25 protein-coding genes are annotated in these 25,402 nt (G+C 52.5%); 7 read left to right on the forward strand and 18 right to left on the reverse strand.

The features are described 5' to 3' along the window. Positions 1 to 138: 138 nt before the first annotated feature. Positions 139 to 1,041, reverse strand: a complete 903-nt coding sequence (gene mak / locus DBY68_RS07310; protein WP_199538654.1) for a fructokinase — start codon at positions 1,039 to 1,041, stop codon at positions 139 to 141. A gap of 98 nt (positions 1,042 to 1,139) precedes the next feature. On the opposite strand from mak, the gene rdgC reads away from it, so the two are divergent. Beyond that, positions 1,140 to 2,054, forward strand: coding sequence for a recombination-associated protein RdgC (gene rdgC / locus DBY68_RS07315; protein WP_108474900.1), 915 nt, complete (start codon positions 1,140 to 1,142; stop codon positions 2,052 to 2,054). 42 nt (positions 2,055 to 2,096) lie between these two features. On the opposite strand, the gene ppnP is transcribed toward rdgC, so the two are convergent. From ppnP to DBY68_RS07340, 5 genes are all read right to left on the reverse strand, one after another. Then, positions 2,097 to 2,381: a pyrimidine/purine nucleoside phosphorylase gene (gene ppnP, locus DBY68_RS07320; RefSeq protein ID WP_015965634.1), complete on the reverse strand. Its 285-nt coding sequence runs from the start codon at positions 2,379 to 2,381 to the stop codon at positions 2,097 to 2,099. Positions 2,382 to 2,459: 78 nt separating this feature from the next. After that, positions 2,460 to 3,137, reverse strand: a complete 678-nt coding sequence (locus DBY68_RS07325) for an AroM family protein (RefSeq protein ID WP_108474791.1) — start codon at positions 3,135 to 3,137, stop codon at positions 2,460 to 2,462. Positions 3,138 to 3,386: 249 nt separating this feature from the next. Continuing rightward, a complete protein-coding gene (locus tag DBY68_RS07330) occupies positions 3,387 to 3,578 on the reverse strand; it encodes a YaiA family protein (protein ID WP_108474790.1) in 192 nt (63 codons plus the stop codon). A 51-nt stretch (positions 3,579 to 3,629) separates the two neighbouring features. Then, the gene (aroL, locus tag DBY68_RS07335) at positions 3,630 to 4,154 is read right to left on the reverse strand and encodes a shikimate kinase AroL (protein WP_108474789.1); all 525 of its coding nucleotides are present in this window, start codon (positions 4,152 to 4,154) and stop codon (positions 3,630 to 3,632) included. Positions 4,155 to 4,427: 273 nt separating this feature from the next. Then, a complete protein-coding gene (locus tag DBY68_RS07340; RefSeq protein ID WP_108474788.1) occupies positions 4,428 to 4,880 on the reverse strand; it encodes a YaiI/YqxD family protein in 453 nt (150 codons plus the stop codon). Between the two features lie 136 nt (positions 4,881 to 5,016). On the opposite strand from DBY68_RS07340, the gene proC reads away from it, so the two are divergent. Then, the gene (gene proC, locus DBY68_RS07345; protein ID WP_108474787.1) at positions 5,017 to 5,826 is read left to right on the forward strand and encodes a pyrroline-5-carboxylate reductase; all 810 of its coding nucleotides are present in this window, start codon (positions 5,017 to 5,019) and stop codon (positions 5,824 to 5,826) included. Positions 5,827 to 6,073: 247 nt separating this feature from the next. On the opposite strand, the gene DBY68_RS07350 is transcribed toward proC, so the two are convergent. After that, entirely contained in the window at positions 6,074 to 6,391 is a 318-nt protein-coding gene (locus DBY68_RS07350) for a PsiF family protein (RefSeq protein WP_108474786.1), read from the reverse strand. Positions 6,392 to 6,489: 98 nt separating this feature from the next. Continuing rightward, complete coding sequence (gene phoA / locus DBY68_RS07355; protein ID WP_199538655.1) at positions 6,490 to 7,917, reverse strand: alkaline phosphatase; 1,428 nt, start codon at positions 7,915 to 7,917, stop codon at positions 6,490 to 6,492. 336 nt (positions 7,918 to 8,253) lie between these two features. Between phoA and DBY68_RS07360 the strand changes: the two genes are divergently transcribed. Then, positions 8,254 to 9,540 (forward strand): sugar ABC transporter substrate-binding protein, encoded by a 1,287-nt coding sequence (locus DBY68_RS07360; RefSeq protein WP_108474784.1) that lies wholly within the window; start codon positions 8,254 to 8,256, stop codon positions 9,538 to 9,540. Positions 9,541 to 9,598: 58 nt separating this feature from the next. Here DBY68_RS07360 and DBY68_RS07365 read toward each other — a convergent pair whose 3' ends face one another. Together DBY68_RS07365 and DBY68_RS07370 are read right to left on the reverse strand one after the other, a co-directional pair. Next, positions 9,599 to 10,795 (reverse strand): multidrug efflux MFS transporter, encoded by a 1,197-nt coding sequence (locus DBY68_RS07365; RefSeq protein WP_108474783.1) that lies wholly within the window; start codon positions 10,793 to 10,795, stop codon positions 9,599 to 9,601. Positions 10,796 to 10,963: 168 nt separating this feature from the next. Further along, positions 10,964 to 11,647, reverse strand: coding sequence for an extensin family protein (locus tag DBY68_RS07370; RefSeq protein WP_108474782.1), 684 nt, complete (start codon positions 11,645 to 11,647; stop codon positions 10,964 to 10,966). 99 nt (positions 11,648 to 11,746) lie between these two features. Between DBY68_RS07370 and ddlA the strand changes: the two genes are divergently transcribed. Beyond that, a complete protein-coding gene (ddlA, locus tag DBY68_RS07375) occupies positions 11,747 to 12,841 on the forward strand; it encodes a D-alanine--D-alanine ligase (protein ID WP_108474781.1) in 1,095 nt (364 codons plus the stop codon). A 4-nt stretch (positions 12,842 to 12,845) separates the two neighbouring features. Here the strand turns inward: ddlA and DBY68_RS07380 are convergent, their stop codons facing one another. Next, positions 12,846 to 13,067, reverse strand: a complete 222-nt coding sequence (locus tag DBY68_RS07380) for a DUF2754 domain-containing protein (protein ID WP_108474780.1) — start codon at positions 13,065 to 13,067, stop codon at positions 12,846 to 12,848. A 241-nt stretch (positions 13,068 to 13,308) separates the two neighbouring features. On the opposite strand from DBY68_RS07380, the gene DBY68_RS07385 reads away from it, so the two are divergent. Beyond that, positions 13,309 to 13,611 carry a DUF2755 family protein gene (locus tag DBY68_RS07385; protein WP_108474779.1) on the forward strand — a complete coding sequence of 101 codons (303 nt, stop codon included), beginning with the start codon at positions 13,309 to 13,311 and terminating at the stop codon, positions 13,609 to 13,611. Positions 13,612 to 13,613: 2 nt separating this feature from the next. Here the strand turns inward: DBY68_RS07385 and DBY68_RS07390 are convergent, their stop codons facing one another. Together DBY68_RS07390 and sbmA are read right to left on the reverse strand one after the other, a co-directional pair. Beyond that, positions 13,614 to 14,714, reverse strand: coding sequence for a DUF1615 domain-containing protein (locus DBY68_RS07390; RefSeq protein ID WP_108474778.1), 1,101 nt, complete (start codon positions 14,712 to 14,714; stop codon positions 13,614 to 13,616). Between the two features lie 21 nt (positions 14,715 to 14,735). Next, positions 14,736 to 15,956: a peptide antibiotic transporter SbmA gene (sbmA, locus tag DBY68_RS07395; RefSeq protein WP_108474777.1), complete on the reverse strand. Its 1,221-nt coding sequence runs from the start codon at positions 15,954 to 15,956 to the stop codon at positions 14,736 to 14,738. Positions 15,957 to 16,389: 433 nt separating this feature from the next. Between sbmA and ampH the strand changes: the two genes are divergently transcribed. Then, complete coding sequence (gene ampH, locus DBY68_RS07400) at positions 16,390 to 17,547, forward strand: D-alanyl-D-alanine-carboxypeptidase/endopeptidase AmpH (protein WP_108474776.1); 1,158 nt, start codon at positions 16,390 to 16,392, stop codon at positions 17,545 to 17,547. On the opposite strand, the gene DBY68_RS07405 is transcribed toward ampH, so the two are convergent. Both DBY68_RS07405 and ehaB read right to left on the reverse strand, forming a co-directional pair. Continuing rightward, the gene (locus tag DBY68_RS07405) at positions 17,544 to 18,170 is read right to left on the reverse strand and encodes a helix-turn-helix domain-containing protein (RefSeq protein ID WP_108474775.1); all 627 of its coding nucleotides are present in this window, start codon (positions 18,168 to 18,170) and stop codon (positions 17,544 to 17,546) included. The two genes, ampH and DBY68_RS07405, sit on opposite strands and share 4 nt — an antisense overlap. Before the next feature lie 100 nt (positions 18,171 to 18,270). After that, on the reverse strand, positions 18,271 to 21,219 hold the full coding sequence (ehaB, locus tag DBY68_RS07410; protein ID WP_108474774.1) for an autotransporter adhesin EhaB: 2,949 nt from the start codon (positions 21,217 to 21,219) through the stop codon (positions 18,271 to 18,273). A gap of 549 nt (positions 21,220 to 21,768) precedes the next feature. Here ehaB and hemB point away from each other — a divergent pair. After that, the gene (gene hemB / locus DBY68_RS07415; RefSeq protein WP_015965655.1) at positions 21,769 to 22,743 is read left to right on the forward strand and encodes a porphobilinogen synthase; all 975 of its coding nucleotides are present in this window, start codon (positions 21,769 to 21,771) and stop codon (positions 22,741 to 22,743) included. A gap of 220 nt (positions 22,744 to 22,963) precedes the next feature. On the opposite strand, the gene tauD is transcribed toward hemB, so the two are convergent. The 3 genes from tauD to tauB are packed head-to-tail and all read right to left on the reverse strand — an operon-like array spanning position 22,964 to position 25,400. Next, complete coding sequence (tauD, locus tag DBY68_RS07420) at positions 22,964 to 23,812, reverse strand: taurine dioxygenase (RefSeq protein ID WP_108474773.1); 849 nt, start codon at positions 23,810 to 23,812, stop codon at positions 22,964 to 22,966. After that, positions 23,809 to 24,636, reverse strand: coding sequence for a taurine ABC transporter permease TauC (tauC, locus tag DBY68_RS07425; RefSeq protein WP_108474772.1), 828 nt, complete (start codon positions 24,634 to 24,636; stop codon positions 23,809 to 23,811). The genes tauD and tauC overlap by 4 nt, the downstream gene beginning before the upstream one ends. Then, on the reverse strand, positions 24,633 to 25,400 hold the full coding sequence (tauB, locus tag DBY68_RS07430; RefSeq protein ID WP_108474771.1) for a taurine ABC transporter ATP-binding subunit: 768 nt from the start codon (positions 25,398 to 25,400) through the stop codon (positions 24,633 to 24,635). Before tauB ends, tauC begins: the two co-directional genes overlap by 4 nt. Positions 25,401 to 25,402: the final 2 nt, after the last annotated feature.

The following is a 25,402-nucleotide window of genomic DNA, read 5'->3' on the forward strand; positions in this document are numbered from 1 at the left end:
CGCACCGATGCCCTCACCCCGGCCCTCTCCCACAGGGTGAGGGAGAAAACCTCACCCACTTAAACTCTGGCACCATCGGTTCCCTCTCCCTCGAGGGAGAGGGTTAGGGTGAGGGGGAAATGCGCGCACAATTCCCCCCTACAACGGCCACAACCACGCCGCGCCGCGCACGCCGCTGGAATCACCGTGCACCGCTTTACGAATCGGCGTTTCACATTCACCGCCAAACACCCATGGTTTCACTAATTCCGGCACCGTTTTGTACAAACGGTCAACGTTGCTCATCCCGCCACCCAGCACAATCACATCCGGATCGAGAATATTCACCACGTTCGCCAGCGATTTCGCCAGGCGCTGCTCATAACGACTAAACGCCTGTTCCGCCAGCACATCGCCCTCTTCTACAAGCAGCATGATCTCGCGTCCTTTCAGCGCTTTTCCACTCAGCCGATGATAATCGGTCGCAAAGCCGGTACCGGAAATAAAGGTCTCAATACAGCCCTGCTTTCCGCAATAGCACGGCACTTCAGCGCGATAGCGCAGCTCGTCGTCGTCCATCCACGGTAGCGAATTATGCCCCCACTCGCCCGCCGTGCCGTTACCGCCAATGTGCGAGCGCCCGTTAATCGCCACGCCTGCGCCGCAGCCGGTACCAATAATCACCGCAAACACCGTTTGTGCCCCCGCCGCCGCGCCGTCAATCGCTTCGGACACCGCCAGGCAGTTAGCATCGTTGGCCAGGCGCACTTCCCGGCTCAGACGCTCGCTGAGATCATTATCAAACGGCTGCCCGTTCAGCCACGTGGAGTTCGCGTTTTTCACCACCCCGGTGTAGGGCGAAATCGAGCCGGGAATACCTATCCCCACCGTGCCGATTTGCCCGGTCGCCTCTTCCGCCATTTCCACCAAATGAGCAATGTTTTCAATCGTTTCCCGATAGTCACGCGGCGTGGGTAAGCGATGCCTGAACAGCTGCTCTCCCTTGTCGCTTAGCGCAATGACTTCCGTTTTTGTACCGCCCAGATCAATCCCAATACGCACAGAACGCTCCTTCTGAAATTCCCCGATTAACAATGCAAGCATAGAGACAATTCGTTATCATGCCCGCTGAATTTAACGATAAAGCCGTGGGAAATATCATGCTGTGGTTCAAAAATTTAATGGTTTATCGTCTCAGCCGCGACATTTCTTTGCGCGCCGAAGAGATGGAAAAACAGCTCGCTGAATGGACTTTCACCCCGTGCGGAAGCCAGGACATGGCGAAAACCGGTTGGGTTCCGCCGATGGGATCGTCGCAAAGCGATGCGTTGACCCACACGGCCAACGGCCAGATTATTATTTGCGCCCGTAAAGAAGAGAAGATCCTGCCGTCTCCGGTGGTGAAACAGGCGCTGGAAGCGAAGATCCACAAGCTGGAAGCCGATCAGGGCCGTAAGCTGAAAAAAACCGAGAAAGATTCGCTAAAAGACGAAGTGCTGCACTCTCTGCTGCCTCGTGCCTTTAGCCGTTTTAGCCAGACGATGATGTGGATCGACACCGTGAACGGTCTGATTATGGTCGACTGCGCCAGCGCGAAAAAAGCGGAAGACACCCTTGCCCTGCTGCGTAAAAGCCTGGGTTCACTGCCGGTTGTCCCGCTGACGATGGAAAACCCGATCGAACTGACGCTGACCGAATGGGTACGTTCCGGCTCGGCGGCGCAAAGCTTCCAGATCCTCGACGAAGCTGAGCTGAAAGCTATCCTCGAAGATGGCGGCGTGATCCGCGCGAAGAAACAGGATCTGGTCTGCGATGAGATCGCGGTACATATCGAAGCCGGTAAGCTGGTGACCAAACTGGCGCTCGACTGGCAGCAACGTATTCAGTTCGTGATGTGCGACGACGGTTCAATTAAACGTTTGAAGTTCAGCGATGAACTGCGTGACCAGAACGAAGATATCGACAGAGAAGACTACGCCGCGCGTTTTGACGCTGATTTTATCCTGATGACCGGGGAACTGGCTGCTCTGATTAAGAGCCTGGTGGAAGGGTTAGGCGGGGAAGCACAGCGTTAAGGCTTCATATCTCCTTCCTGCCGCAGCAGGAAGGAGACACACTTACAGATAACGACAAAGGTAAGACGTCGGTTCCGCCACTTCCAGATGGAACTCGCTGTTGCCGGGCACGTTGAACACTTCACCAGCTGTATACACTTGCCACTCGGTTGCACCAGGTAGCAACACATTCAGCGCACCACTGACTACCGTCATCTCTTCCGGCTGCGCGGTGCCGAAGGTGTACTCGCCTTCCGCCATCACGCCGACGCTCGCGCGCCCGGTGCTGCTGCTGGTAAAACCAATGGATTTCACTTTTCCGTCGAAGTATTCATTGCTTTGAAGCATAAACAGGCCCTTATTGTCTTGTGTTTAATGACTCAATATAGGGTTGCGAACAGAAGCCTGTCACGCGAAATCAGAGTGTTAAACCAATAATTCTGCCGCCAGCCTGGCGACCAGCACATTTGACAGTAAAACAGGGACATCCAGCGCTTTTTGTAACAAATCACGGTGATGCTGATGGAAGCCTAAACAGTCAAGCACCAATACATCTGCGCCCTGCTCGATAAGTTTTCCCCCGGCGGTCACCAGTTCAAGATCGGTGCCGTGAATCGGGTTTGCCAGTTCGTAGTAGGGTTCAGAGGGCAGAATCTGCCACTTCTCCTGTTGCGCGCGAAGGATCTCCTTAATGGGAACAATCACGCCAACCTGATGACCTTCTACAATGGACGCCACTAACGGTGGAATAATCCGCTGAGGCTCGATGAGCATCGCGTTGCGCGCAACAAGATGCTCCAGCTTAAACGTATTCATCAGTAAAATGACGTCATACTGCTGATTATCCAGTACCTCAATAATGGCTTGCAGGTCACGCTCAATCTTCGAACGTGAGACTTCCACCAGTTGATTATCGTTAAGCAACGCCAGGATAGTCTCCTCTCCCGGTTGCGCCCCATACTCCTTCATAACCTCCTCACGACTCAGATTCCCTAACAAACTCTTATGGGTAATCTGATCTTCCCTGATGTGCTCAGTGAGTAGTGGCAATACTTCTTTGACGGGTACAACCCCTACCGTCAGAATCGCCAACGTCGTATTCATGTTATGTACCTTCTTTACAACCACTGCCTGCACACGGCTCTTTTAACCACTTAGCCACCTGGATGGATGAAAAAACACCGTTCAGAAGCGTAGCAGTTCATTTATCAGGCGGAATGTAAAGGTTCCGGACGATTCCGGCACGCTCCTGATATAACTTAACTTTAACCTTTTAATAACAGTTGCGATAAGTAAAAAGTGTGATTAAGGCCCGAAATAACCACTTTATTACCAGGGCCTTATTGAGAGGAATTAGCTTTTGGAAGGATCTTCATAGCGCTGCTTGGCATCAAGCGCGTCCTGCATCGTCGTGTGTTCACTGATCAGTGTATTCGGTTCGGGGTGATCGGCCCGCAACTGATACCAGGTGACGGTTTTATCCGTTGCACCTTTTTCTACCGTTTCGATTCGCGCTTCACGTGGATAGGGGGGCTTGGTCGGCATTGCTCTTCCTTATGTTGACTGTCAGAACATTAAGTATAGGCAATGCCAGAATCAGGAGGCGCGCGCCAGGCGCAGTTCGGTCAGAATTTGCTCAACCACGTCATCCGGGCAGGCTGAGGCATCGACAATGTGATGGGCCGTCTGGCGATAAAGCGCATCGCGTTGCGCCAGAATATCTGCCACTTCTTCGCTAATGGGTTTGCCTGTTAATGTTGGACGCTGGGACGCTTCCGGGAATGCTTCAAGGCGGCCCGCCAGGACGGAGACTGGCGCATTAAGGTATATGACCACGCCGTTTTTACGCATGAAATCACGATTCACTTCCGCCAGCACAATCCCCCCGCCGGTGGCCACGACCGTACCCGGTTGGGTGACGGATTGCAGCGTTTGCGTCTCGCGGGCACGAAATCCCGCCCAGCCTTCGCGCACCACAATATCGGCGACCGTCATGCCGGCCCGCTGTTGCAGCACCTGATCGGTATCCACAAAATGAAAATCACAGGCATGGGTAAGCCGTTGACCTATAGTTGTTTTTCCACAACCACGCGCGCCAATCAAAAAAATAGGCTGAGTCATGACCTGGCGTTCTCCCTGGAACGGTGAAGATGCGGGACGCATATCTGAATTAAGAATGATATCACCAAACTAGTACACAAGTAAGTGTAAATGTAGAGTTACAGCACTATCCAGGCTTTGCCAAACTGGCGCAAATTAGCCTGAAAACAGCACGCACAAAGGCGTAAAGAAAAAGTGTCACTTATTGTTTAGATAAATGTACACGAAAGCAGGCTTCGTTGACAAGCCAGCAGACGATGCAAACGGTAACACATTTTTGTGACGAAATTCACGTTAAGGACGTTTTGCCGTCAGCAGCCATTTATCGAGTTCCGCGGCAAACTGCTGCCTGTCGCGCTGGCTCAACGTGCCCGGCCCGCCGGTTTGCACGCCGCTTGCCCGCAGGGTGTCCATGAAATCACGCATGGTTAAACGCTCGCGAATCGTCGCATTGCTGTAACGCTCACCGCGTGGATTTAACGCTGCCGCGCCCTTCTCCAGCACTTCAGCCGCCAGCGGAATATCAGCCGTAATCACCAGGTCGCCCGGCTCACACAAACGCACAATTTCGTTATCCGCGACGTCAAAACCTTTTGGCACAACCATCGCCCGAATAAAGCGTGAGGGAGGCACGCGCAGATACTGATTCGCCACCAGTGTCACCTGTGTTTGGGTACGCTCCGCCGCACGAAACAGCACCTCTTTGATAACGTTCGGACAGGCGTCCGCATCAACCCAAATTGTCATGACCTCTCCTGATTTTGCAAAACGGTACGCAATGATGACACGCCCGGCGCGTGCTGTCGCGTAATGTTCGGGTTACTCGTCGCGACAAATCGCCTATAAAGGTACACTAATAAAAAAACACACAATGGGAGACATCATGGACAAGAAGATTGGCTTCATCGGCTGCGGGAATATGGGTAAAGCAATTCTTGGCGGCCTGATTGCCAGCGGTCAGGTGCTGCCGGGCCAGATTTGGGTCTATACCCCATCGCCGGATAAAGTGGCCGCCCTGCACGATCAGTTCGGTATTAACGCAGCTGAAAGCGCACAGGAAGTCGCCCAGGTGGCGGACATCGTCTTCGGTGCCGTGAAGCCAGGCATCATGATCAAAGTACTGAGCGAAGTCGCATCCAGTTTTAATAAAGATTCTTTGGTGGTCTCAATTGCCGCAGGCATCACCCTGGATCAACTGGCTCGCGCGCTCGGCCACGATCGGAAAATCGTCCGCGCGATGCCCAACACACCGTCGCTGGTCAATGCAGGCATGACCTCCGTTACGCCAAATGCGCTAGTTACGCCGGAAGATACCGCCGATGTACTGAACATTTTCCGCTGTTTTGGCGAAGCCGAGATTATCGCCGAACAGATGATTCATCCGGTCGTTGGCGTCAGCGGTTCCGCACCGGCGTATGTGTTCATGTTTATCGAAGCGATGGCTGATGCGGCCGTTGTGGGGGGGATGCCGCGCGCGCAGGCCTATAAATTTGCCGCACAGGCGGTAATGGGTTCCGCGAAAATGGTGCTGGAAACGGGTAAACATCCGGGTGAGCTAAAAGATATGGTCTGCTCGCCGGGCGGCACGACTATCGAAGCCGTTCGCGTACTGGAAGAGAAAGGATTCCGTTCAGCCGTCATCGAAGCCATGGCAGCCTGCATGGATAAATCAGAGAAAATGAGTAAAGCCTGATTCTCTAAATAAAAATGCCCGGCTAAAAAAGGCCGGGCGTTTCAGATTGCTGCCAACGTGCGCTTTATTCTTGCCGGATGCGGCGCAAACGCCTTATCCGGCCTACAAAACATTGCGAATGCAATATTTAGCAGACACCTTGTAGGCCTGATAAGCGTAGCGCATCAGGCAATGTTGCATTTCTCATCAGACACAAACGCCCGGTAAAATTCTACCGGGCGTTTTTCTTGCCATAAAAGAGATTGCGTTAAGCGGATTTTTTCAGGCAGGCGCTCATAAATTTCTTACGGTCGTCGCCTTTTAATGACTGCTCGGTCGCTTTCGCATTACATCCGCGCATTTTCTGCTGCTGAGGCGTTACACCTTTCTCTTTCACCGCATCCTGCCCTTTCAGGCATGCACTCATGTAAGTTTTGCGCTCATCACCTTTGATTGTTTTCGCCGTGGCCTGCGCATTACAGTCACGCATGCGCTGCTGCTGCGGCGTTAATGTTTGATCTGCCGCCCCCGCGGTAGAAACACAGCAGAGACCAAAAACAAAAGCACCCAGTATTGCGAGTTTCATTGCACCATCCTTATATAAGACAATCCTAATAATTCTGAACGCTGGCGGAAATAAAACAAGCCGACGGCGCTATTTAGCCGTCGGAAATAGTGGAAATATTACAGACCAAGCGCGGACTTCATGGTGTAGTAAAGATCGGTCTGGTCGGTCAGGCCAACGACATTCGCCGCATGGGGGCCGTACGCGGCAATGCGCACCTGCGTACCGGTGTGCTCCATCGAGTCTTCTTCCGAGTTACCGTAGCTCATTACCATAACCGCGCCGTCTTTGGTATTCAGCGCCTGGGTCAGGCCCGGCGCTTTGGTCTCCGGCGCGACAATCTGGCTGGCGTGCGCGTGGTCAGCGGTGACGATGACCAGCGTGTTTCCGTCTTTCTGTGCGAACGCCAGCGCTTTTTGTACGGCCTCGTCCAGATCGACCGTTTCACCAATTTGTCCACACGGATTCGCCGCGTGATCCTGTTTGTCGATCGACGCGCCTTCCACCTGCAAGAAGAAGCCTTTTTCGTTGCTACTCAGCAGCGTAATGGCCTTTTCGGTCATCTGCGCCAGCGTCGGCACGCTGTCGTTGCGTTTCGGGTTTGGCGTGCAGGTTACGGCGGGTTTATCAATGTTACCGTGATAGGATGCTTTCGGCCCTTCCCAGCGCACCGGCATGTTGCCGTCAGAGAACAGTCCCAGCAGGGGTTTATCCTGATTCGCCACGGTGATACTCGCCAGTCCGCTGGCATCGCTTATCAGCTGGTAGCCGCGCGCCTGCGCCTGCTCGCGTAGGGTTTTGCCTTGCCATTCGCCCGCGGTGGCGGTTTCAGCAAAGGTTTTTGCACCGCCGCCTAACGTGACGTCTGCACGCGCGTTCAGCAGTTGCTCGGTAATGGAGCCTTTCCCGCCTTTTTCCAGCGCGTTCGTCGGGCATTTTTCCGTGGTCACACTTGGGCCGTAGCATTTACGTGACGTCACGTGAGAAATCTGTGCCGCGGGGGTCGCATCCTGCAATTCGGAGGTTGAAACATTGCCCGTTGCCAGGCCCGCAGATTTTGCCAGCTCCAGCAGCGTTTGATGCGGCTGCTCATGAATATCCACGCCCAACGCGCCGTTATAGGTTTTCACACCGGTGCTCCATGCGGTGGCGGAGGCAGCGGAATCAGTGACGTAATCCGGTTTGCCGGTTTTTTTATCCAGCGCGTAGTGGGTGTACTGTCCGGTCAGTGGTAGCGCATCGATACCTTTAAAGAAACCGCCCGCGCCCAGCGCGTAGTTGCGCGCAGCGGTAATTTCGGAATCACCCATACCATCGCCAATCAACAAAATTATGTTTTTCGCCGGTTTATCAATGATCGACGCGCGCAGCGCCGCCGACTGGTCACCGCTCAAACGGCGCGCGCCACCGGGGGCAGTAATGTCACCCTGCGCTGCACGGCTATCAAGCGCGGGTGCGACAGTGGTTTCTGCGTGAATAATCGGGGTTGCCAGCAGAGGTAATAACGCGACAAAGAGTGCGCTGTATTTCATTATTCTCATCTCCATGAAAACGCTAAATAAATAAAATCGAAGCGACTGTATAAAAGTGAGATGACAGTGAGATGACACTATTTTTACATTTTTATCATGGTTGTCATTCCCTGCTGCACAAGGGAAAAACGTGAGCGGTCATAAAAAATGAAAGATATTCTGGTGATGAGAAAAATATTTTGTGCCGTTTATCCTGTCATCAAAACGTAATCCCTCTTTCAGCTCACATTTTTCGGAAATAGTTTTACTACTGTCACATTTTCTCTGGTTTTTGGCCCACTTGCCGCCGCCCGATATCGCACCGCAATATAGAAACAATGTTTTATTTCGACACAGAACAGGAGTTCCACTATGCGATACCGTACCAGAGCACTGAGTCTGGCTATTTTATTTTCGCTTTCACACTTCGCCTCAGCGGAAGAACTTCACGTGTGGATTCGTGCCAGCAATGATTCCAAAGTCATTTATCAAAAACTGGCGAATACTTTCGAAAAACAGACCGGCATTTCCATTAAATATTTCAATGCGGTGACCGATTTTGAGCAGCGTCTGGCACGCGCCGCTACCGGAAATGCATTACCGGATGTCGTATTTAATGACGCCATTATTGTTGGACAGATGGTGCAATTGGGGATTGTTGATGAAATTGATCCGACAAAACTGAAACACGGCGCGGATGTTTATGAGGCAGCCTGGAAATCAACACAACTGCCCGACGGCAAATATTATGGCGTTCCCACCTCAGCACATACTTATGCTCTGTTTATCCGCCAGGACTGGCTGAATAAACTCGGTATGAAAGCCCCAACCACCTGGGATGAACTAAAAAAAGTCGCGCACGCGTTTACCTTCGATGACCCGGATGGCAATGGCAAAAACGACACCTATGGCTTTGTGATGCCGCTCGCCACTACGCGCGGTTACGCCAGTTCGTTCTCCTCTTCTTACCTCTGGCAGGCAGGCGGCAACTATCTGGTCGCGACGCAACCCGGCAAATTTAAGGGCGCGCTCGATAGCAAAGAGGCCGTCACAGCAATGACCTTTATGCGCAGCATGGTTTGTGAAGGTGTATCGCAACCGGGCGCAATCAATCAGACCACCGCCGACGCGAACACCTCTTATCGCTCAGGTCAAAGTGGAATGTACTCCTCTGGCCCGTATCACATCGCCCTGTTTGATAAAGATCCGGGTAAAGCGGCCTACACGGTAGAGCCACCGCCAGCCGGGCCGGGAGGCACAACTTCAATGACGGAAGGTACCACCGCATTCCTGATGAAAACCAGCCAGCACAAAGCGGCCGCGATGAAGTTTCTCGAATTTATGATTTCACCTGAAGGGCAGGAAATTGGCATGGCGGTACACAGTAGCTCAATGCCTGTCGTCAGGTTACCGGTGAACAAAAAGCTGGCAATCGCTGATTATCATCCCGATCCTAAATGGGCAGTCTTCGCGCAAACTTACGCGAAAGATGGGCGCTATATGCCGCAAATTCCGAACTGGATCCCGGTGCGCCAGATAACGGCAGATGGATTTAATAAAATTTACGCCGACTGTAATAGCGATATTCCGGGATTACTGGAGGAGATTAACAACAAGGTTAATGCGGAGCTGAAGCGTCAAAATGTGTGGGCTGAGTAGTTCGACCTATTCCCCCTTTCCCCGAAGGGGCGAGGGGGCCGTACAAGTTCGGAATTGACTACCGCACGGTTTTACTGCGCCGCAGCATCACCATCAGTTGCCAGATATTAATCAGCACGATAATCGCCGTGGCCACAAACACCCAGCGAAAACCCGCCATCGCAGAGACAGACGCCCCGATGAGCGGCCCGGCAACGTTGCCTAAATACATAAACGATTGGTTGTAGCCGAAAATTCGCCCGGTTACGCGCTCGCTGATGTACTTGAGGAGCAGCGTCTGCACCGCAGGCAGCATCGCGCCATCGGCAAAGCCGAGCAAAAAGCGTAGCACGCCAAGCTGGAATGGCGTGGTCACAAACGACATGGCGAAAAACAGCACCACCGCAAAGCACAATGTCGCCAGCAGAATGCGCGCGGTGCCGATGCGATCGCCCAGCTTGCCAAGCCGTGGCGCGGAGATCAGCGCCGATACGCCCGGTACCGCGGCGATCATCCCGCTCAGGAACGCGATATTGTTACTGTCCGGTGCCATCGATTTAATAAACAAGGCCAGAATCGGGCCAATCGATCCGTTACACAGTTGGATCACCATGGTGGTGACAAACAGACTTATCACCAGCCCCGGATACGGCAGCGAAGCGAATACTGCTTTGCCACTCAGGCGCTCTGCTTTGCTGCTCTGAGGGCGCACACCCTCTTTGATTAAAAACAGAGTGACCAGGAAACTTATCATCAGCAAAAACGCGGTGATGTAAAAGACCATCCGCAGACCCATATGATCCGCCAGGAAACCACCGAGCAACGGCCCGCCAATGACCCCGCTAATCTGCGCGGTAGAGAGCGTACTCAGCGCCCAGCCGCTACGCTCGCGTGGCACCTGTGAAGCCACCAGAGCCATCGCGTTGGGGATATATCCCGACGTCAGCCCCATCACGCCGCGCAGAATAAACAGCTGCCAGACGTTGGTGGCAAAGGCTTGCAGCAAAATGGCGATCGCCATACCCAATGACGCACGCAGTAGCATCAATTTGCGCCCTTTACGATCCGCCAGGCTCCCCCACATGGGCGAAACAATCGCCGAAACCAGAAAAGTGATACTGAACGTCAACCCTGACCACATTGAGAGCGATTCATGAGACGTGACGCCCAGTTGCGCCACGTAGAGCGGCAAAAAGGGCAGAATTTGACTGATGGCGAGGCCGGTAAAGAAGCAGCCAAACCAGACAGAGATGAGATTAACCTTCCAGGATTCCATAACGACGCGTTTTCGTTCACTTATGCGGACAAGTGCACAGGGTAGCAAGTTGTATGGCAGTCGGTATTGTCAGAGATGCGCTCGCGGTGAGTTTAGGGTTTTATCATTGATTTGCTATTTTCTGTGAACGATCTCACGTTTTAATTCCCACCAAAAAGAGAGTTATGCTTAGCGGCAAAGCCCGTAGCCGCGCATACCGAGATGAAAATGATTGGCGTGCGCGGCGTTATAGTTTGGCCCAAGCCCATTTCCATAATACTGGCAGCTTGAGGCCAAAAGCGTTTGCAGGAACGGTTGGGTTTGCGGCTGATTCCAGCCCTTCAGCACGCTAACCTGTTTGCCATTCTCCAGATGGAACGCGCTGATATCCAACGCATTTGCCGTGGCATGTTCGCTCAGCGGGCCGTCGGCTCGATGATAAATATTGCGACAGGCAAAACTCCCCAGATGATCAATGCGCGTCACTTCGCTGTTTAACATTTTCCGGGAAAGTGGCTTAACCTGCTGTTCCACATATAACGCGCTGCTCAGTGCCAGGCGGCAACTGGCGAGAAAGCGATTGCTTAGCTTCACCGTGCCAAAATCACGCACCTGTACCACATCCGTGAGCGGGCACGCGCCACCGCTCGGTGCCACTCGCTGTGTGCTGATAAGTTTTTGCTGATTTGCCTCGTCCAGCAGCGTCTGACACTGCGCATCCGTAATCGCTTTCAGCTTCCAGCGCGTGACCAGCCCCGGCGGATCGTTAAGCATTAACGGCGTAAATGGATTGTACCAGGATGGCAGCATCTGATAGCCCCCATAGCCAAGAGCGATAAGCCCCGCAAATACCAGCCAGCGCATGATTTTCATCGGCTCTCCTGCCTGCAATAAAGTTAAAGATTATGGCAGATAGCCCGGAAATCACGTGGTATGTTATGTGTTTTGCGTTTGGAACGGATGGAATTAAAGATGGCGAAGTTGCGGGTTGGGATTGTTTTCGGCGGGAAATCAGCAGAGCACGAAGTGTCGCTGCAGTCGGCTAAGAATATCGTTGAAGCCATTGATAAAACACGCTTTGACGTGGTACTGCTGGGCATTGATAAGCAGGGACAGTGGCACATAAACGATGCGCAAAACTATTTGCTGAATGCGCAGGACCCGGCAAAAATCGCCCTTCGCCACTCTGATGTGACGCTGGCGCAAATTCCAGGAAAAACCTCGCAGCAGTTGATCAACGCCGAGAGCGGTCAGCCACTGGGCGCCATTGACGTTATTTTCCCGATTGTGCACGGCACACTCGGCGAAGATGGCTCCCTGCAGGGTATGCTGCGGGTGGCGAATCTGCCGTTTGTGGGTTCCGATGTGCTGAGTTCTGCCGCCTGCATGGACAAAGACATCACCAAGCGACTGCTGCGCGACGCCGGGCTGGCTATCGCGCCGTTTATTACCCTGACGCGCAGCAACCGTAACCGTATTTCGTTTGCGGAAGTAGAAGCGAAACTGGGCCTGCCGCTGTTTGTAAAACCTGCCAACCAGGGCTCTTCCGTCGGCGTCAGCAAGGTCAACAGCGAAGCGCAATATCAACAGGCCGTGGCGCTGGCCTTTGAGTTTGACCACAAAGTGGTGGTTGAACAGGGCATTAAAGGCCGGGAGATCGAATGCGCCGTGCTGGGCAATGATGAACCGCAGTCCAGCACCTGCGGCGAAATTGTACTGAACAGCGAGTTCTACGCTTACGACACTAAATACATTGATGATAACGGCGCGAAAGTGGTTGTTCCGGCGGCGATTCCGGCCAATATCAACGATAAAATTCGCGATGTTGCCGTGCAGGCGTATCAGACGCTGGGTTGCAGCGGCATGGCACGCGTCGATGTGTTCCTGACAGCCGAAAATGAAGTCGTCATTAACGAAATTAATACGCTGCCAGGTTTCACCAACATCAGCATGTATCCAAAACTGTGGCAGGCGAGCGGGCTGGATTACACCTCGCTGATTACGCGTTTGATTGAGCTGGCACTGGAACGCCATCAGGCCGACAGCGCCCTTAAAACCTCGATGTAAGGGGCTAGTTAGCCCCCTCTTGTGCGCCGTCGTCCTCCGGGCGGCGGCGAATAATTAACCCCGCCAGCCAGAAGCTAATCACCCACGTGACCATCCCAACCGCGTAGGTCTGCCAGCCTTTCGCTTCAAAACCCAGCAAGCCAACCACGCCGTTAAGAATAAAAATCAGACCGATAGCGAACGCATAGTAGTGCCAGTCACGGCGAATTTTAGCAGGTAAATTCATAACGGCTCCGGAGATAAAAAAAGCATTTTCACATATCTCTCGCCGCGCATCTGTGGTGTAAACAGCAATTACGGAATGTTAGTAAAATGTTTACATTCTTAATTTGTGATCGTGACACAACTCCGCGCAATCCAGGACGAATCCTTAACCGAAATTACCATAATTCTTATACTGCACATTGAGGAAGGCTGTCACACTCATGCCAGTATCACGGTCATGTAATGAAGTCCGGGAGGTCTTTATGACAGATTTCGCCTTGTCAAAGCTCATCCTTAATGGGAAAAAAAGCGCCTCTTCCGCGCCGGGTAACGTCGCCTACGTGGTGTTTGTCCTGCTCTGCTTTTGGGCCGGCGCGCAATTGCTCAACCTGCTGGTGCACGCGCCTGGCGTTTATGAGCATTTGATGCAAATGCAGGATACGGGTCGCCCGCGTGTAGAAATGGGGCTTGCTGTCGGTACCCTGTTTGGTCTGGTGCCGTTTCTGGGCGGTTGTGCGATTTTAGGCTTCGTGGCGTTAGTGATGCGCTGGCGTCGCCAGCGCTAATATCAGTTCGCCATACACTTCGCCCGACGGTCGTCGACGCGTTTCGCAAACCACGCCGTGGTGAGATTTCGCGTGATCTTCGGGCTTTCCAGTTGAATACCTGGCAGCATCTCTTTCACCAGCGTTTTGCCGGTTTTCTGCTGCGCTATTTTATACACGCCTTTATAAAGCTCGGTTTCTTCAAACGCCAGGCTGTCGCCCTTTTTCAACTGGCGATGGATTTCATCATTACTCATCGACAGTTTGTCAGCAAGCTTACGTACCGCAAGCTCGGTTTTCCCCGCCTCATCGCTGTCATAGCGGATTAAATCACCATCCAGCGCCAGCTTAACCCCGGTTGCTTTACTAACCGCATACTGGAATGCGGCGTTACGGCTGGCGTACCAACCCGCGTTGAAGTCTGCAAATCGGTAAATAGAGGCAGTGTAATTGGCTGGATAGTTCAGCAAATGATACGTGCCGAACCATAACCCACCGCGCAGACTGAAGACTTCCTGACGTACGGTGCCGTCCATTTTCCACGGATAACCACGCGTATGTGCCTCGGCAAAAGCAATGCTCACCTGCATTGGCCCCCCCGTATGTACCGGGTTCAGCGAGCCAAACAGCGTCTGCCCCATAGGCACCATATTGATAAAGTCGTCAAAAATCGCGCTCAGCTGTTTTTCTGTTTTCACGTTGTCCAGCCGCTCGCTGTAACTTTTACCGTTTGGCGAGGTGATTTTCAGGGCGGTATGTACGAGAAACAGCGGCACATGCATACGCTCGGCGCGACGGTCAATTTCCTGCCAGGCGATTTTACTTAACCCTGGTACGGCGGGATCTGCCTGATAGTTCGATTCCTGCTGTGCCACCGCCAGCACCGAACAGATGTTCTCTTTTGTCGGTGCCAGCTTTTGGCTTTCGAAGGTTTTTGCCAGCGCCTGCGCCCAGGCATCTCTCTCCTTCACGCTGGCCGGTATTTTTTGCCGCACCACCGACGCCACATCAACGGGCTTCTCCCCCTTCTTCAGCGTCGGTGTCTGTTGGCTGGTACACGCGCTTAATATCAGCCCCGCCAGCAACGTTAACGGGAGTGAGACATAACGTGATACTGGCGTCATCGTGCGGCTTCCTTGTAGAAATTAACTGAATGTGTGGGTCACTTCCTGGAGATCTTTGTCATCCAACTGGTGCTCGAAACTGCGCAGACGTTTGTAGATGGACATCAATTCCACCAGCGTCGTCCAGGAGCTAATCAGATACTGGAACGAGCCGCGCACCTGACCGAATACGTTGAGGATCTGCTGCATCAGGCCCAGCGTGATTGCACCAGCGGCAATCGATGGGAACAACAGGAATAAACCGAAAACGTTATCGACCTGAAGATACAGGATACGGGCAATGTTGAAATACATATAGTGGAAATAGAGACGAAAATAGTTACGGCGCACGGCGCTGAACAGTTGACGCACGGTTGGCGGCGTGGCGCGGGTTTCATCATCTTCCCCATAGACCAGCTCTTTACGATACGCCGCTTCCACACGTTGGTTTTTAAACTCCAGTCCAGGCAGTTTTATACCGACAATCGCCAGCAGCCCGGTGCCCATCAGCGACCAGATGATCGCGGCAATCACCAGACCATATGGAATACTGCCAAGAATTGGCAGCGACGGCACGTGGGCCGAGAGCGTAACCAGCACCGGCAGGAAGGCAATCAGCGTCATGATGGCGTTGATAAAGCTGGTACCCATATCTTCAAGCGTGGAGGCAAAGCGCATGGTGTCTTCCTGCACACGCTGCGCGGCACCTTCGATATGACGCAGGTGATCCCAGTGCGCCATATAGTGTTCGTTCATTGCGGTACGCCAGCGGAAGACGTAGTGACTGACAAAGAAGTTATTAAGCACCCCGACGGTGACGGCAATCAGAGCAATGCCAAGGAAAATACCAACTTCCTGATAGAGCTGGTTAATGGAGACTTTATTTGGCGAGGTCAGCGCCTGTTGGATGAGATCCCAGAACGGGGCATACCAGGCGTTGACCGCCACGCCCACTTCCACCAAAAACCAGGTGACGAAAATAATCAGCGCGGTACCCAATACCGACCAGTACTGCCAGCGATGTGGGCTGCGCACAAACCAGTAGAGCGCGAAGAGCCCGACACAAACCGCGTAGAAAGCATAGAACACCAGATAGTTCAGCGACCAGAAGCGGGCTGCGCTAATCGGCACATCCTTCGACGCATGAACCAGGTTCAGCAGCCAGCTTCCTCCACCCGCTTGCCAGAAAATGACGGCAATCAACGCCCAAATAAAGGCCGAGAGAAAAAAAGGCCCCGGCTTGGGGAAAAAAGACTTAAACATAATGCTCTCCTGCTAACTTCTTATGGTTCTGGCGTTTGCTGTGTACAACACAAGTCCTGTCGCAGCATGTGCTGCAACCAAAGGGATACCACGTAAAAACGAGAGATAACCGCACAATGAGACCGATAAACAGGCGCTTAGTTCGCCGGTGAAAGGTGCAAAATCGCCTTAACGATATTTCAGTTGTAACGAGGTTTCCATAACGGTTTGACTCAATTTTTAACCGTATTCAGCGACACGGATGGAATATTCATCTTATCTATCATACGCGACGGATCACAAAAGTGTGTCTTCAATACAAAGTTTCATATCTACGGTTACTCACCGTTACGTTTTTCCCGCTATGATAGCGTTTAATGGTGCTTTCTCAGGTGCCAATTCACGGTGTATATAAGTAAGCACTGTTCTCCCCTTTCATTTATGGATGCCTTCGTTGAAACGTAGTCTGCTTTTTTCTGCCGCGCTCTGCGTGGCGTCATTGACATCGGTCCAGGCGGCTCAGCCCATCGCCGACCCCGTTTTCGCTTCTGACATTGTCGACCGCTATGCTAACCATATCTTTTACGGCAGCGGCGCCACGGGGATGGCTCTGGTGGTTATCGATGGAAACCAGCGCGTTTTCCGCAGCTTTGGTGAAACCCGCCCAGGCAACAATGTGCATCCACAGTTAGATTCTGTGATTCGTATCGCGTCGCTGACCAAGCTGATGACCAGCGAGATGCTGGTGAAGCTGCTCGACCAGGGCGTGGTGAAGCTTGACGATCCGTTAAGCAAGTACGCCCCACCTGGCGCGCATGTGCCGACCTACCAGGGCTCGCCAATTCGCCTGGTCAACCTCGCCACGCACACCAGCGGTCTACCGCGAGAGCAGCCGGGCGGCGCGGCGCATCGCCCGGTGTTTGTCTGGCCGACTCAGTCGCAACGCTGGTCTTATCTGAATAATGCAACGCTGAAATCCGCACCGGGTACACAGGCCAGCTATTCGAATCTGGCCTTCGACCTGCTGGCCGATGCACTGGGCAATGCCGCCGGTAAGCCTTATTCACAGCTGTTTGAAGAGCAAATCAGTCGCCCTCTGGGCATGAAAGATACGACCTTTACGCCGTCGCCGGATCAGTGCCGTCGTTTGATGGTTGCCGAGAAAGGTGCCAGCCCGTGCAACAACACGCTGGCTGCAGTCGGCAGCGGCGGAGTGTATTCCACACCTGGTGATATGATGCGCTGGATGCAACAGTATTTGTCTTCTGATTTCTATCATCGCAGTAATCAGGCAGATCGGATGCAGACGTTGATTTATCAGCGTAATCAGCTTACACGGGTTGTAGGTATGGATGTGCCCGGTAAGGCGGATGCGTTGGGTCTGGGATGGGTCTATATGTCGCCCAAAAACGGTCGCCCCGGAATTATTCAGAAAACGGGCGGCGGCGGTGGATTTATTACCTACATGGCAATGATCCCGCAGGAAAACGTGGGCGCTTTTGTCGTCGTCACCCGTTCTCCGCTTACCCGATTCGTCAATATGAGCGACGGTATCAATAATCTGGTGACGGAACTTAGCGGTAATCAGCCACTGCCCGTTCCTGGTTCTTAATAGTCGTAGGGCAAACGCGTGATGCTGACGAGTTTGCCCTTTTCCATCTGGATATAATTTCCCTTACGCAGAGCGGAGAGTACTTCGGCAATGACCGAGCGCGAGATATTCGTTCTGTGCTGGATAAACCTCATCACGCCCACCCTTGCGCGCAAATTATCATTCCACTTCGCCATCACCAGCAACGTACTGCGGATCTGTTGATAATTGCTGGAGCCAATCAACTGCGCGTCACGTATTTCCAGCATACGATGTTGCCAGGTCACCCAATAGAGCGCTTCACGCCAAAGCTGATAGCGCGTCAGACAATGTAGCGTATCCTGCACGGGCAGATAATAGCCGCGACAATCGCTTTCGGTCGTAATGGTGTAGTCCTGCTGGATCTTCATAATGGCACCGACAAGGCCAAAAATCGCCGGGCTTTGCGACATGCCAAACATGATATTGCCCGGATTGCGGTTAATAGAAACCGAGCCTTGTGAGATAACGAGGGTATAGTCTTCTGTCTTTTTGTCTTCCGGCAAGATAATGGTGCCAGCCGGTAAATCAAAATGGATACCGCGAGGAGATAAGTGCTTATCAAGAGTAACAAATTCGCTCAGTGGTTTACTCAATGCAGGCATTTTCTACCATCCATGTAAAAATGCCCGCCATTGCAATGACGGGCATGAGTAACGTTTCAGTTAAACAGGGAAGTTGCCTTCCCCGTCTACCGGAGAGCCATTACCAGGTGTATTTAACACCAGCGTTTGCGCCCCAATCCTGATCAACATCGCCGCCGCCGAGGTAGTTAACACCGGTGTAAGCGCTGAAGTTTTTGGTGAAGCTGAACTGGCTGCCCACGCCTACGCGTACTGCGGAACCTTCAACACCGTTGTCAATGTTGTCGCCATTGACGTTGGTATCGTTGTTAGCATCGTCATACACATAAGCCAGTTTGAAGTAAGGCGTCAGAGCCTGGTCACCGTAGTTGAAGGTGTAACCAGCATCAACGCCCAGTTCATAACGCAGGCTGTCGTAGTCCTGGCTACCTACATCCATACCGTTGCTCAGGCTGTAGCTATCGCCAGACTGGAACAGGCCAGAAATCGCACCGTACGGCGTTACGTAACCCGCGTCGTTGATTTTCCAGTCGTAGCCCAGTTTCAAGCCAAAGCCCCATGCATCGGCAGTGGTGTCGCCATCCACGTATTCGCCATTGCTCATGGTTGCGCTCAGGTCGTTGTTGAAGCGGCTGTAGCTTAAGTTGCCATCAACAAAGATGTTGTTCGCGAAGCGTGCAGAAGAGTAGACATAGGCAGACTGGCTGTCTTGATCCACCTGACCAGTGCGGTCATTCATGTCGCCTTTGGCGAATGCAGCTGCAGCACCAACGATCCATTTCGCGTTGTTACCGTCGATTTTGCTATCAACACCGACCATGATGCCGTTGACATCCTGGTCATAGTTGATGGTGCCGTTGTCGCCGTTGAAGTTGCCACCGAAGTAGCTCACCCACGCGCCGCCATTGTCTTCAAAGCCATGACGAGAGGTGTTCAGGCGATTGTTCAGGGTATCCTGCTGCATGTTCCACACATTGGTGTTTGCAGACGGGATGCTCAGCGCCATGTTCGCGTAATCGGTCAGCTCCATCTGTTGCAGAACAACCGTGTTGCCTTTCTGCTGTGCCTGATAGGTGTATGCACCCAGGTCAGCTTTGTTGGCAGCAGAGAAGGTAGCGGTGCTGTTTTTGTCGTTGACATAAACCAGCTCGTTGCCTTTGTAGTCTGCGATAGAACCTTTACCCGTAGCGTTGTCGATACGAACTTTGTAGTTACCGGTTGCAGCAGCCACGTGGTCGCCAGCGTTATCAACTTCGTTCTGACCCGCTTCTACAGATGCAGTCGTGCTGTCGTTGTCGCCATTGCCATTGATAGTCAGGTGACCATCAGAGTTCATAGCGATAACACCGTAACCGTAGTTAGATTTAGACGTGTCGTTGGTGCGGTCGTTGACCAGGTCAGTATCCATTACATAATCGCTGCTATGGATATCGAACACACCCGCGTGGATATGACCGGCGGTATCGGTAGTGCTGGTCAGATTCAGGGTATCAGCCTGGAACGGGTTAGCATCGAACTGATCAACGTTCACATCCAACAGACCGTCGTTAGTCACGGTAATGGTGTTCGCGTACAGAGCTGCATCAGTTACACCCCAGCCCGCAGAAACATCATCAGACATTTTAACGGTACTGTTGTTGATGGTCAGCGTATCAGTAGCAACATGGCCGTCTTCACCAATATTCAGGTAAGAACCACCGGTCAGGGAGATGGTGTCAGATACCAGAGAAGAATCCGCGACGTTAACCTGAGAACCGCTATTAATGTTTAAGGTATCAATCAGAGAAGTTTTAGTGGTATCCCATTCTGAAGCACCGTTCAGAGTCACGGTGAACAGGCCGCTCTGGTAAACTTCGTTGCCAACAATGTGATCGTTTTCATTATAAGCAGTGTTGGAATCATCAATACCAACAGTTGAAGCAGGCCACAGGCTGTTAGCCGCGATGTCGATCAGAGTTGCAGTGGCTTCAGTGCCAGCTGCATATCCATCGTAAGTACCATCACCATCGGTATCAACCTGATGCACAGACATTGCCGCACCAACCCACTTACTACCGTTGTTCAGAGTCACATCCATACGGTCTGTGCCATCCCAACCATTAGTATCTACGTCAGCATTGGTGTCGCGATAGCTATCAGCACCATTCGGGAAGAAGTTTTCATCAAAGTTGCTGGAGAAAACAACATCGCCCATCAGGGTTGAATTGTCGAAGGTTGCAGTAGTCTGCATAGCGTTGTCAGCATACGGATTAGCGATTGCTGCAATTGCAATATCGTCAGCAGTAACATCACCGCTGTAATTGCTGGCATTGCCCGTATGACCAAACCAACCATTCGTTCCTTCATCAGTCCATGAACCAGAGGTCACGGTAGAATCTTTAACAGTGATCGTGTTGTTGAATACTTCCTGGCTGTTGACACCAGTAGCAACGGTATTATCGTCGACATCTGACCATTCATAACCCTGAGTCAGGGTTATACCTGCTACATGAGAGTTATTACGAATAGCCAGATCAACTTCTTGATCCAGAGTGATGGCAGTACCCATATCATAAACATCAACAACGTGGGTATCTGCGGTACCGTCAGTATACTTACCGTTGTAAGTATAATGTTCGTAGTTATCGTCAATAGTCGAGTTATCGACAGTCAGAGTCAGACGATCGTACACATAGCCAGTACTGCGGCCTTCAGCACAATCCTTGGTCATGCACTCGGAAGTAATCATGCCGTGGATGGTGCTGTTTTTAATTGTCAGGCTGTTATCGTTGGTGTTGGTAGAGATACCATCATCCAGATAGAAAGTAGAAATTACGCCATTGACAGTTGCGTTGTTAATAACAGGATAGATATCGCCGTTATAAAAGCTGTCGGTTGCGTAGTTATTCCAACCTACATAGCCATCATAGTAGACGCCATCTGCATAAGTGGCATCATCGTAATGGTGGAAGGTATTGTAAGTTTTGCCAGAAATGTCGTTAGTTGTCGCAGCATTTGCCTGAGAGGCGATTGCCAAAGTGCAAGCCAATGCTAATTGTGATACTACAAGTTTCTTTTTCCAGGAGTGCATTTGTCATCCCTCCTCAGGGACGTATATTCGTTGGTCCATCAATTAACAATGCAATAAAGAGATTGTTGCCTCACGATTATGCGATGCACGAAGTAAAAGGTTCAATTAATCTTTACTTAATGTCTGTATCCGGACAACTTAAATAAATAATAAAGGTGCAGCGCAGTAAGAATTAACTCCAATACTTTCAATACATAACACCACTCACCAGCCTAAAGCCCCCTCATTTCTCATCAAAGAAAAAAAACATAATTATTCATCACCAAAATTTGAAAAAACAATTCATCAAAACTATAAAAAAACAAAAACACTCAACACCATCAAAAATAAAATTAGTATCTATGAATACCATTAAAACCAAATAAAACCTTATATATAAAAAACGCGTAAAAATATCATCACTCATCATTTGAAATAATTTAAGATATTCCTGACATTTGCGGCGCTACCCACCCCCTGCCTTCCCCCTTTATAAGCACAACTTTAGTAAAACATCCCGGTGATGATTCGGTTACAATGGAGGTCTGTTCCACAAACATCAGGCAAATCATGACCGATTTAATCACTCGCCCACGCCGTCTGCGCCGCTCGCCAGCGCTGCGCGCTATGTTTGAAGAGACAACACTGAGCTTAAACGACCTGGTGTTGCCGATCTTTGTTGAAGAAGAGATCAACGACTACAAGGCCATCGACGCCATGCCAGGCGTGATGCGTATCCCGGAGAAACATCTCGCCCGCGAAATCGAACGTATTGCGAATGCGGGTATCCGCTCGGTAATGACCTTCGGTATTTCACATCATACCGACGCCACCGGCAGCGATGCCTGGAAGGAAGACGGCCTCGTGGCGCGTATGTCGCGCATCTGTAAAGACGCCGTACCGGAAATGATTGTCATGTCCGACACCTGCTTCTGCGAATATACCTCTCACGGCCACTGCGGCGTGCTATGCGATCACGGTGTGGATAACGATGCAACCCTGCTGAATCTGGGCAAGCAAGCGGTGGTTGCCGCAGCGGCAGGTGCAGATTTCATCGCGCCGTCTGCGGCAATGGATGGTCAGGTGCAGGCAATCCGTCAGGCGCTGGACGCTGCCGGATTTACCGATACCGCAATCATGTCCTACTCCACTAAATTCGCCTCCTCGTTCTATGGCCCGTTCCGCGAAGCGGCAGGCACAGCACTGAAAGGTGACCGTAAAACCTATCAGATGAATCCTATGAACCGCCGCGAGGCAATACGAGAATCACTACTTGATGAAGCACAAGGTGCAGATTGTCTGATGGTGAAGCCGGCGGGTCCGTATCTGGACATTCTGCGGGATATTCGTGAACGTACAGAGCTGCCGATTGGTGCATATCAGGTGAGCGGTGAGTACGCGATGATCAAATTCGCCGCTCAGGCGGGTGCGATTGATGAAGAGAAAGTCGTGCTGGAAAGTCTGGGTGCGATTAAGCGCGCGGGTGCGGATCTTATCTTTAGCTACTTTGCGCTGGATTTGGCTGAGAAGAAAATCCTGCGATAGTGGGTGGTTTTCCCCCTCACCCTAACCCTCTCCCTCAAGGGAGAGGGGAGTGATTGTGCATGGTTGTTAAGTTCTGCACCGGCTTTTCCCCCTCACCCTAACCCTCTCCCTCAAGGGAGAGGGGACTGATTGTGCACGGTTGTTAAGTGCTGCGCCGGTTTTCTCCCTCTCCCTGTGGGAGAGGGGCGGGGTGAGGGCATCAGCCCGCACATTTCCCCCATCAAGCACGATAAAACGGCTTATCCCCCAGAATCGTTGCCCGGTGCATAATCCGTCGCTGCGGCAAATAATCGGCATTGGCGTAGTGCTGCGTGACACGGTTATCCCAAATCGCCACATCGTTTGGCTGCCAGCGCCAGCGCACCTGAAATTCTGGTTTCGTGATATGCGCAAACAGAAAACTCAGCAGCGCCTCGCTCTCTTTCTCCGACACATCCACAATTCGCGTCGTAAATCCTTCGTTAACGAACAGCGCCTGCTTGCCCGTTACCGGATGCGTGCGCACCACCGGATGCAACAATGGCGGATGTTTGGCCACTGCTTCCAGCCAGCGCTGATGCTCCTCTTCGGTTTTGCGGTATTTATATTCCTGGAACGATTTCTTAAAATCGTGCTCTGCCTGCAATCCGCTTAACAGTTTACGGAACGGCTCAGATAGCGCCTCCCACGCCGCAATACCGCTTGCCCATAACGTATCACCGCCGGTAGAAGGTAGTTCTTTCGACGCCAGGATCGCGCCCGCAGGCGGCGTGTCGATAAACGTGACGTCGGTATGCCAGTTATCGTTATCCGGTGGATTATTGTCATGCGTATCCAGAACGATAATTTCCTCCACGCCAGGCGCGTGAGGATATACCGGGTGAATATGCAGATCGCCAAATCGCAATGCGAGGTCACGCTGTAGTTCAGGGGTAATCACCTGATTACGCAAGAAAATGACCTGATGACGCAGCATTGCATGATAAAGCTGTTCGAACTGGTTATCGTTCAGCGGGCGGGTTAAATCCACACCGCTAATTTCTGCACCAATATACGGCCCCAGTGGGGTAACAGTCAGGCGTTCACTCATTGCACTTCTCCATGCCAGGGCGTCAGACGACGCTGCAATGCGCGCAGCCCCAGTTCTAATACAAACGCGATAATCGCAATCACCGCAATGCCTGCCAGCACGACATCCGTCGCTAAAAACTCACCAGCAGATTGCACCATAAATCCTAATCCGCGCGTGGCGGCGATGAGTTCAGCCGCAACCAGCGTCGACCAGCCTACGCCCAGGCCAATACGCAGCCCGGTGAGGATCTCCGGCAGCGCGCCTGGCAGAATCACATACCACAGCACCTGGCGACGGCTGGCGCCCAGCGACTGCGCAGCGCGAATGCGTACCTGCTGCGCACTCTTTACACCAGCCAGCGCCGACATAGCGACCGGGGCGAAAATCGCCAGGTAGATCAGCAAGATCTTCGAGGTTTCCCCGATACCGAACCAGATAACCATCAGCGGCAAGTAGGCCAGCGGCGGCACCGGGCGGTAAAGTTCGATAATTGGATCCAGAATGCCGCGCACCGTGGCGTTCAGGCCCATTGCAATTCCCACAGGGACGCCAACCAGCACAGCGGCCAGCAACGCGACCAGAATACGCGCCAGGCTCGCCGAAAGGTGCTGCCACAGGGTGGCATCCATAAAGCCCTGCGGCCCGGCAATAACAATCAGTTTTTGCAGCACCTGCCCCGGCGGCGGCAGAAAGAGTGGGCTGATAAGCTGAAGGGCGGCCACCGCCCACCATACCGTTAACAGCACCAGCAGCGTCGCCAGGCTTAACGTTATCTGGCGGGAAAGCGGCCAGCGCCACTTCACCGTTTTCAGGCGCGGTTTATCATTGGCAACGACGCTCATGAGAAGGCCTCCCGTTGTTCAAATACCCGGCTCAGTACGTACTCGCGCATGGCGATAAACTGCGGGTCTGATTTAATGCTGCGGCAGGATTCCCCTGCCACGTAACGACGGGCGAAGTCGAGGGGCAAGCGCTCCATCACGCGGCCCGGCCCCGGAGAAAGCAACACCAGTTCTGTCGCTAAAAAGACTGCTTCTTCAATATCATGTGTAATCAGCATGACCTGCTTACCGGTGTCATTCCACAGTTTCAGCAGCAGGGTTTGCATCTGTTCGCGGGTAAAAGCATCCAGCGCGCCGAACGGTTCATCCAGCAGGAGTAACTGCGGGTTTGCCGCCAGTGCGCGGGCGATTCCGACACGCTGACGCTGACCGCCGGAAAGCTGCCAGATAAAGCGTTTTTCCGCCCCTTCCAGCCCGACTTTCTTCAGCATTTCGCGGGCGATTTCCAGCCGTTCGGCCTTCGCCATTCCGCTCAACTGAAGCCCCAGCGCGATGTTGTCCTGCACATTGCGCCACGGCAGCAGCCCTTCGTTCTGGAAGACCACACCGCGCTCTGCGCCCGGCCCGTCTACACGTTTTCCACCGAGCGTGATGCTGCCCTGCTGATACGGTACAAATCCGGCAATCAGGTTCAGCAGCGTGGTTTTGCCACAGCCTGACGGGCCAAGCACCACCAACAGTTCACCGCTGTCCAGCGTGAGGTTGATATCCTCCAGCGCCGGCTTACCGCCGTAATCGGCATAAAGATGAGAAAGTTGCAGCATCA

Source organism: Pseudocitrobacter sp. RIT415, assembly GCF_003057695.2.
In the GTDB taxonomy this organism is placed as follows: domain Bacteria; phylum Pseudomonadota; class Gammaproteobacteria; order Enterobacterales; family Enterobacteriaceae; genus Pseudocitrobacter; species Pseudocitrobacter faecalis.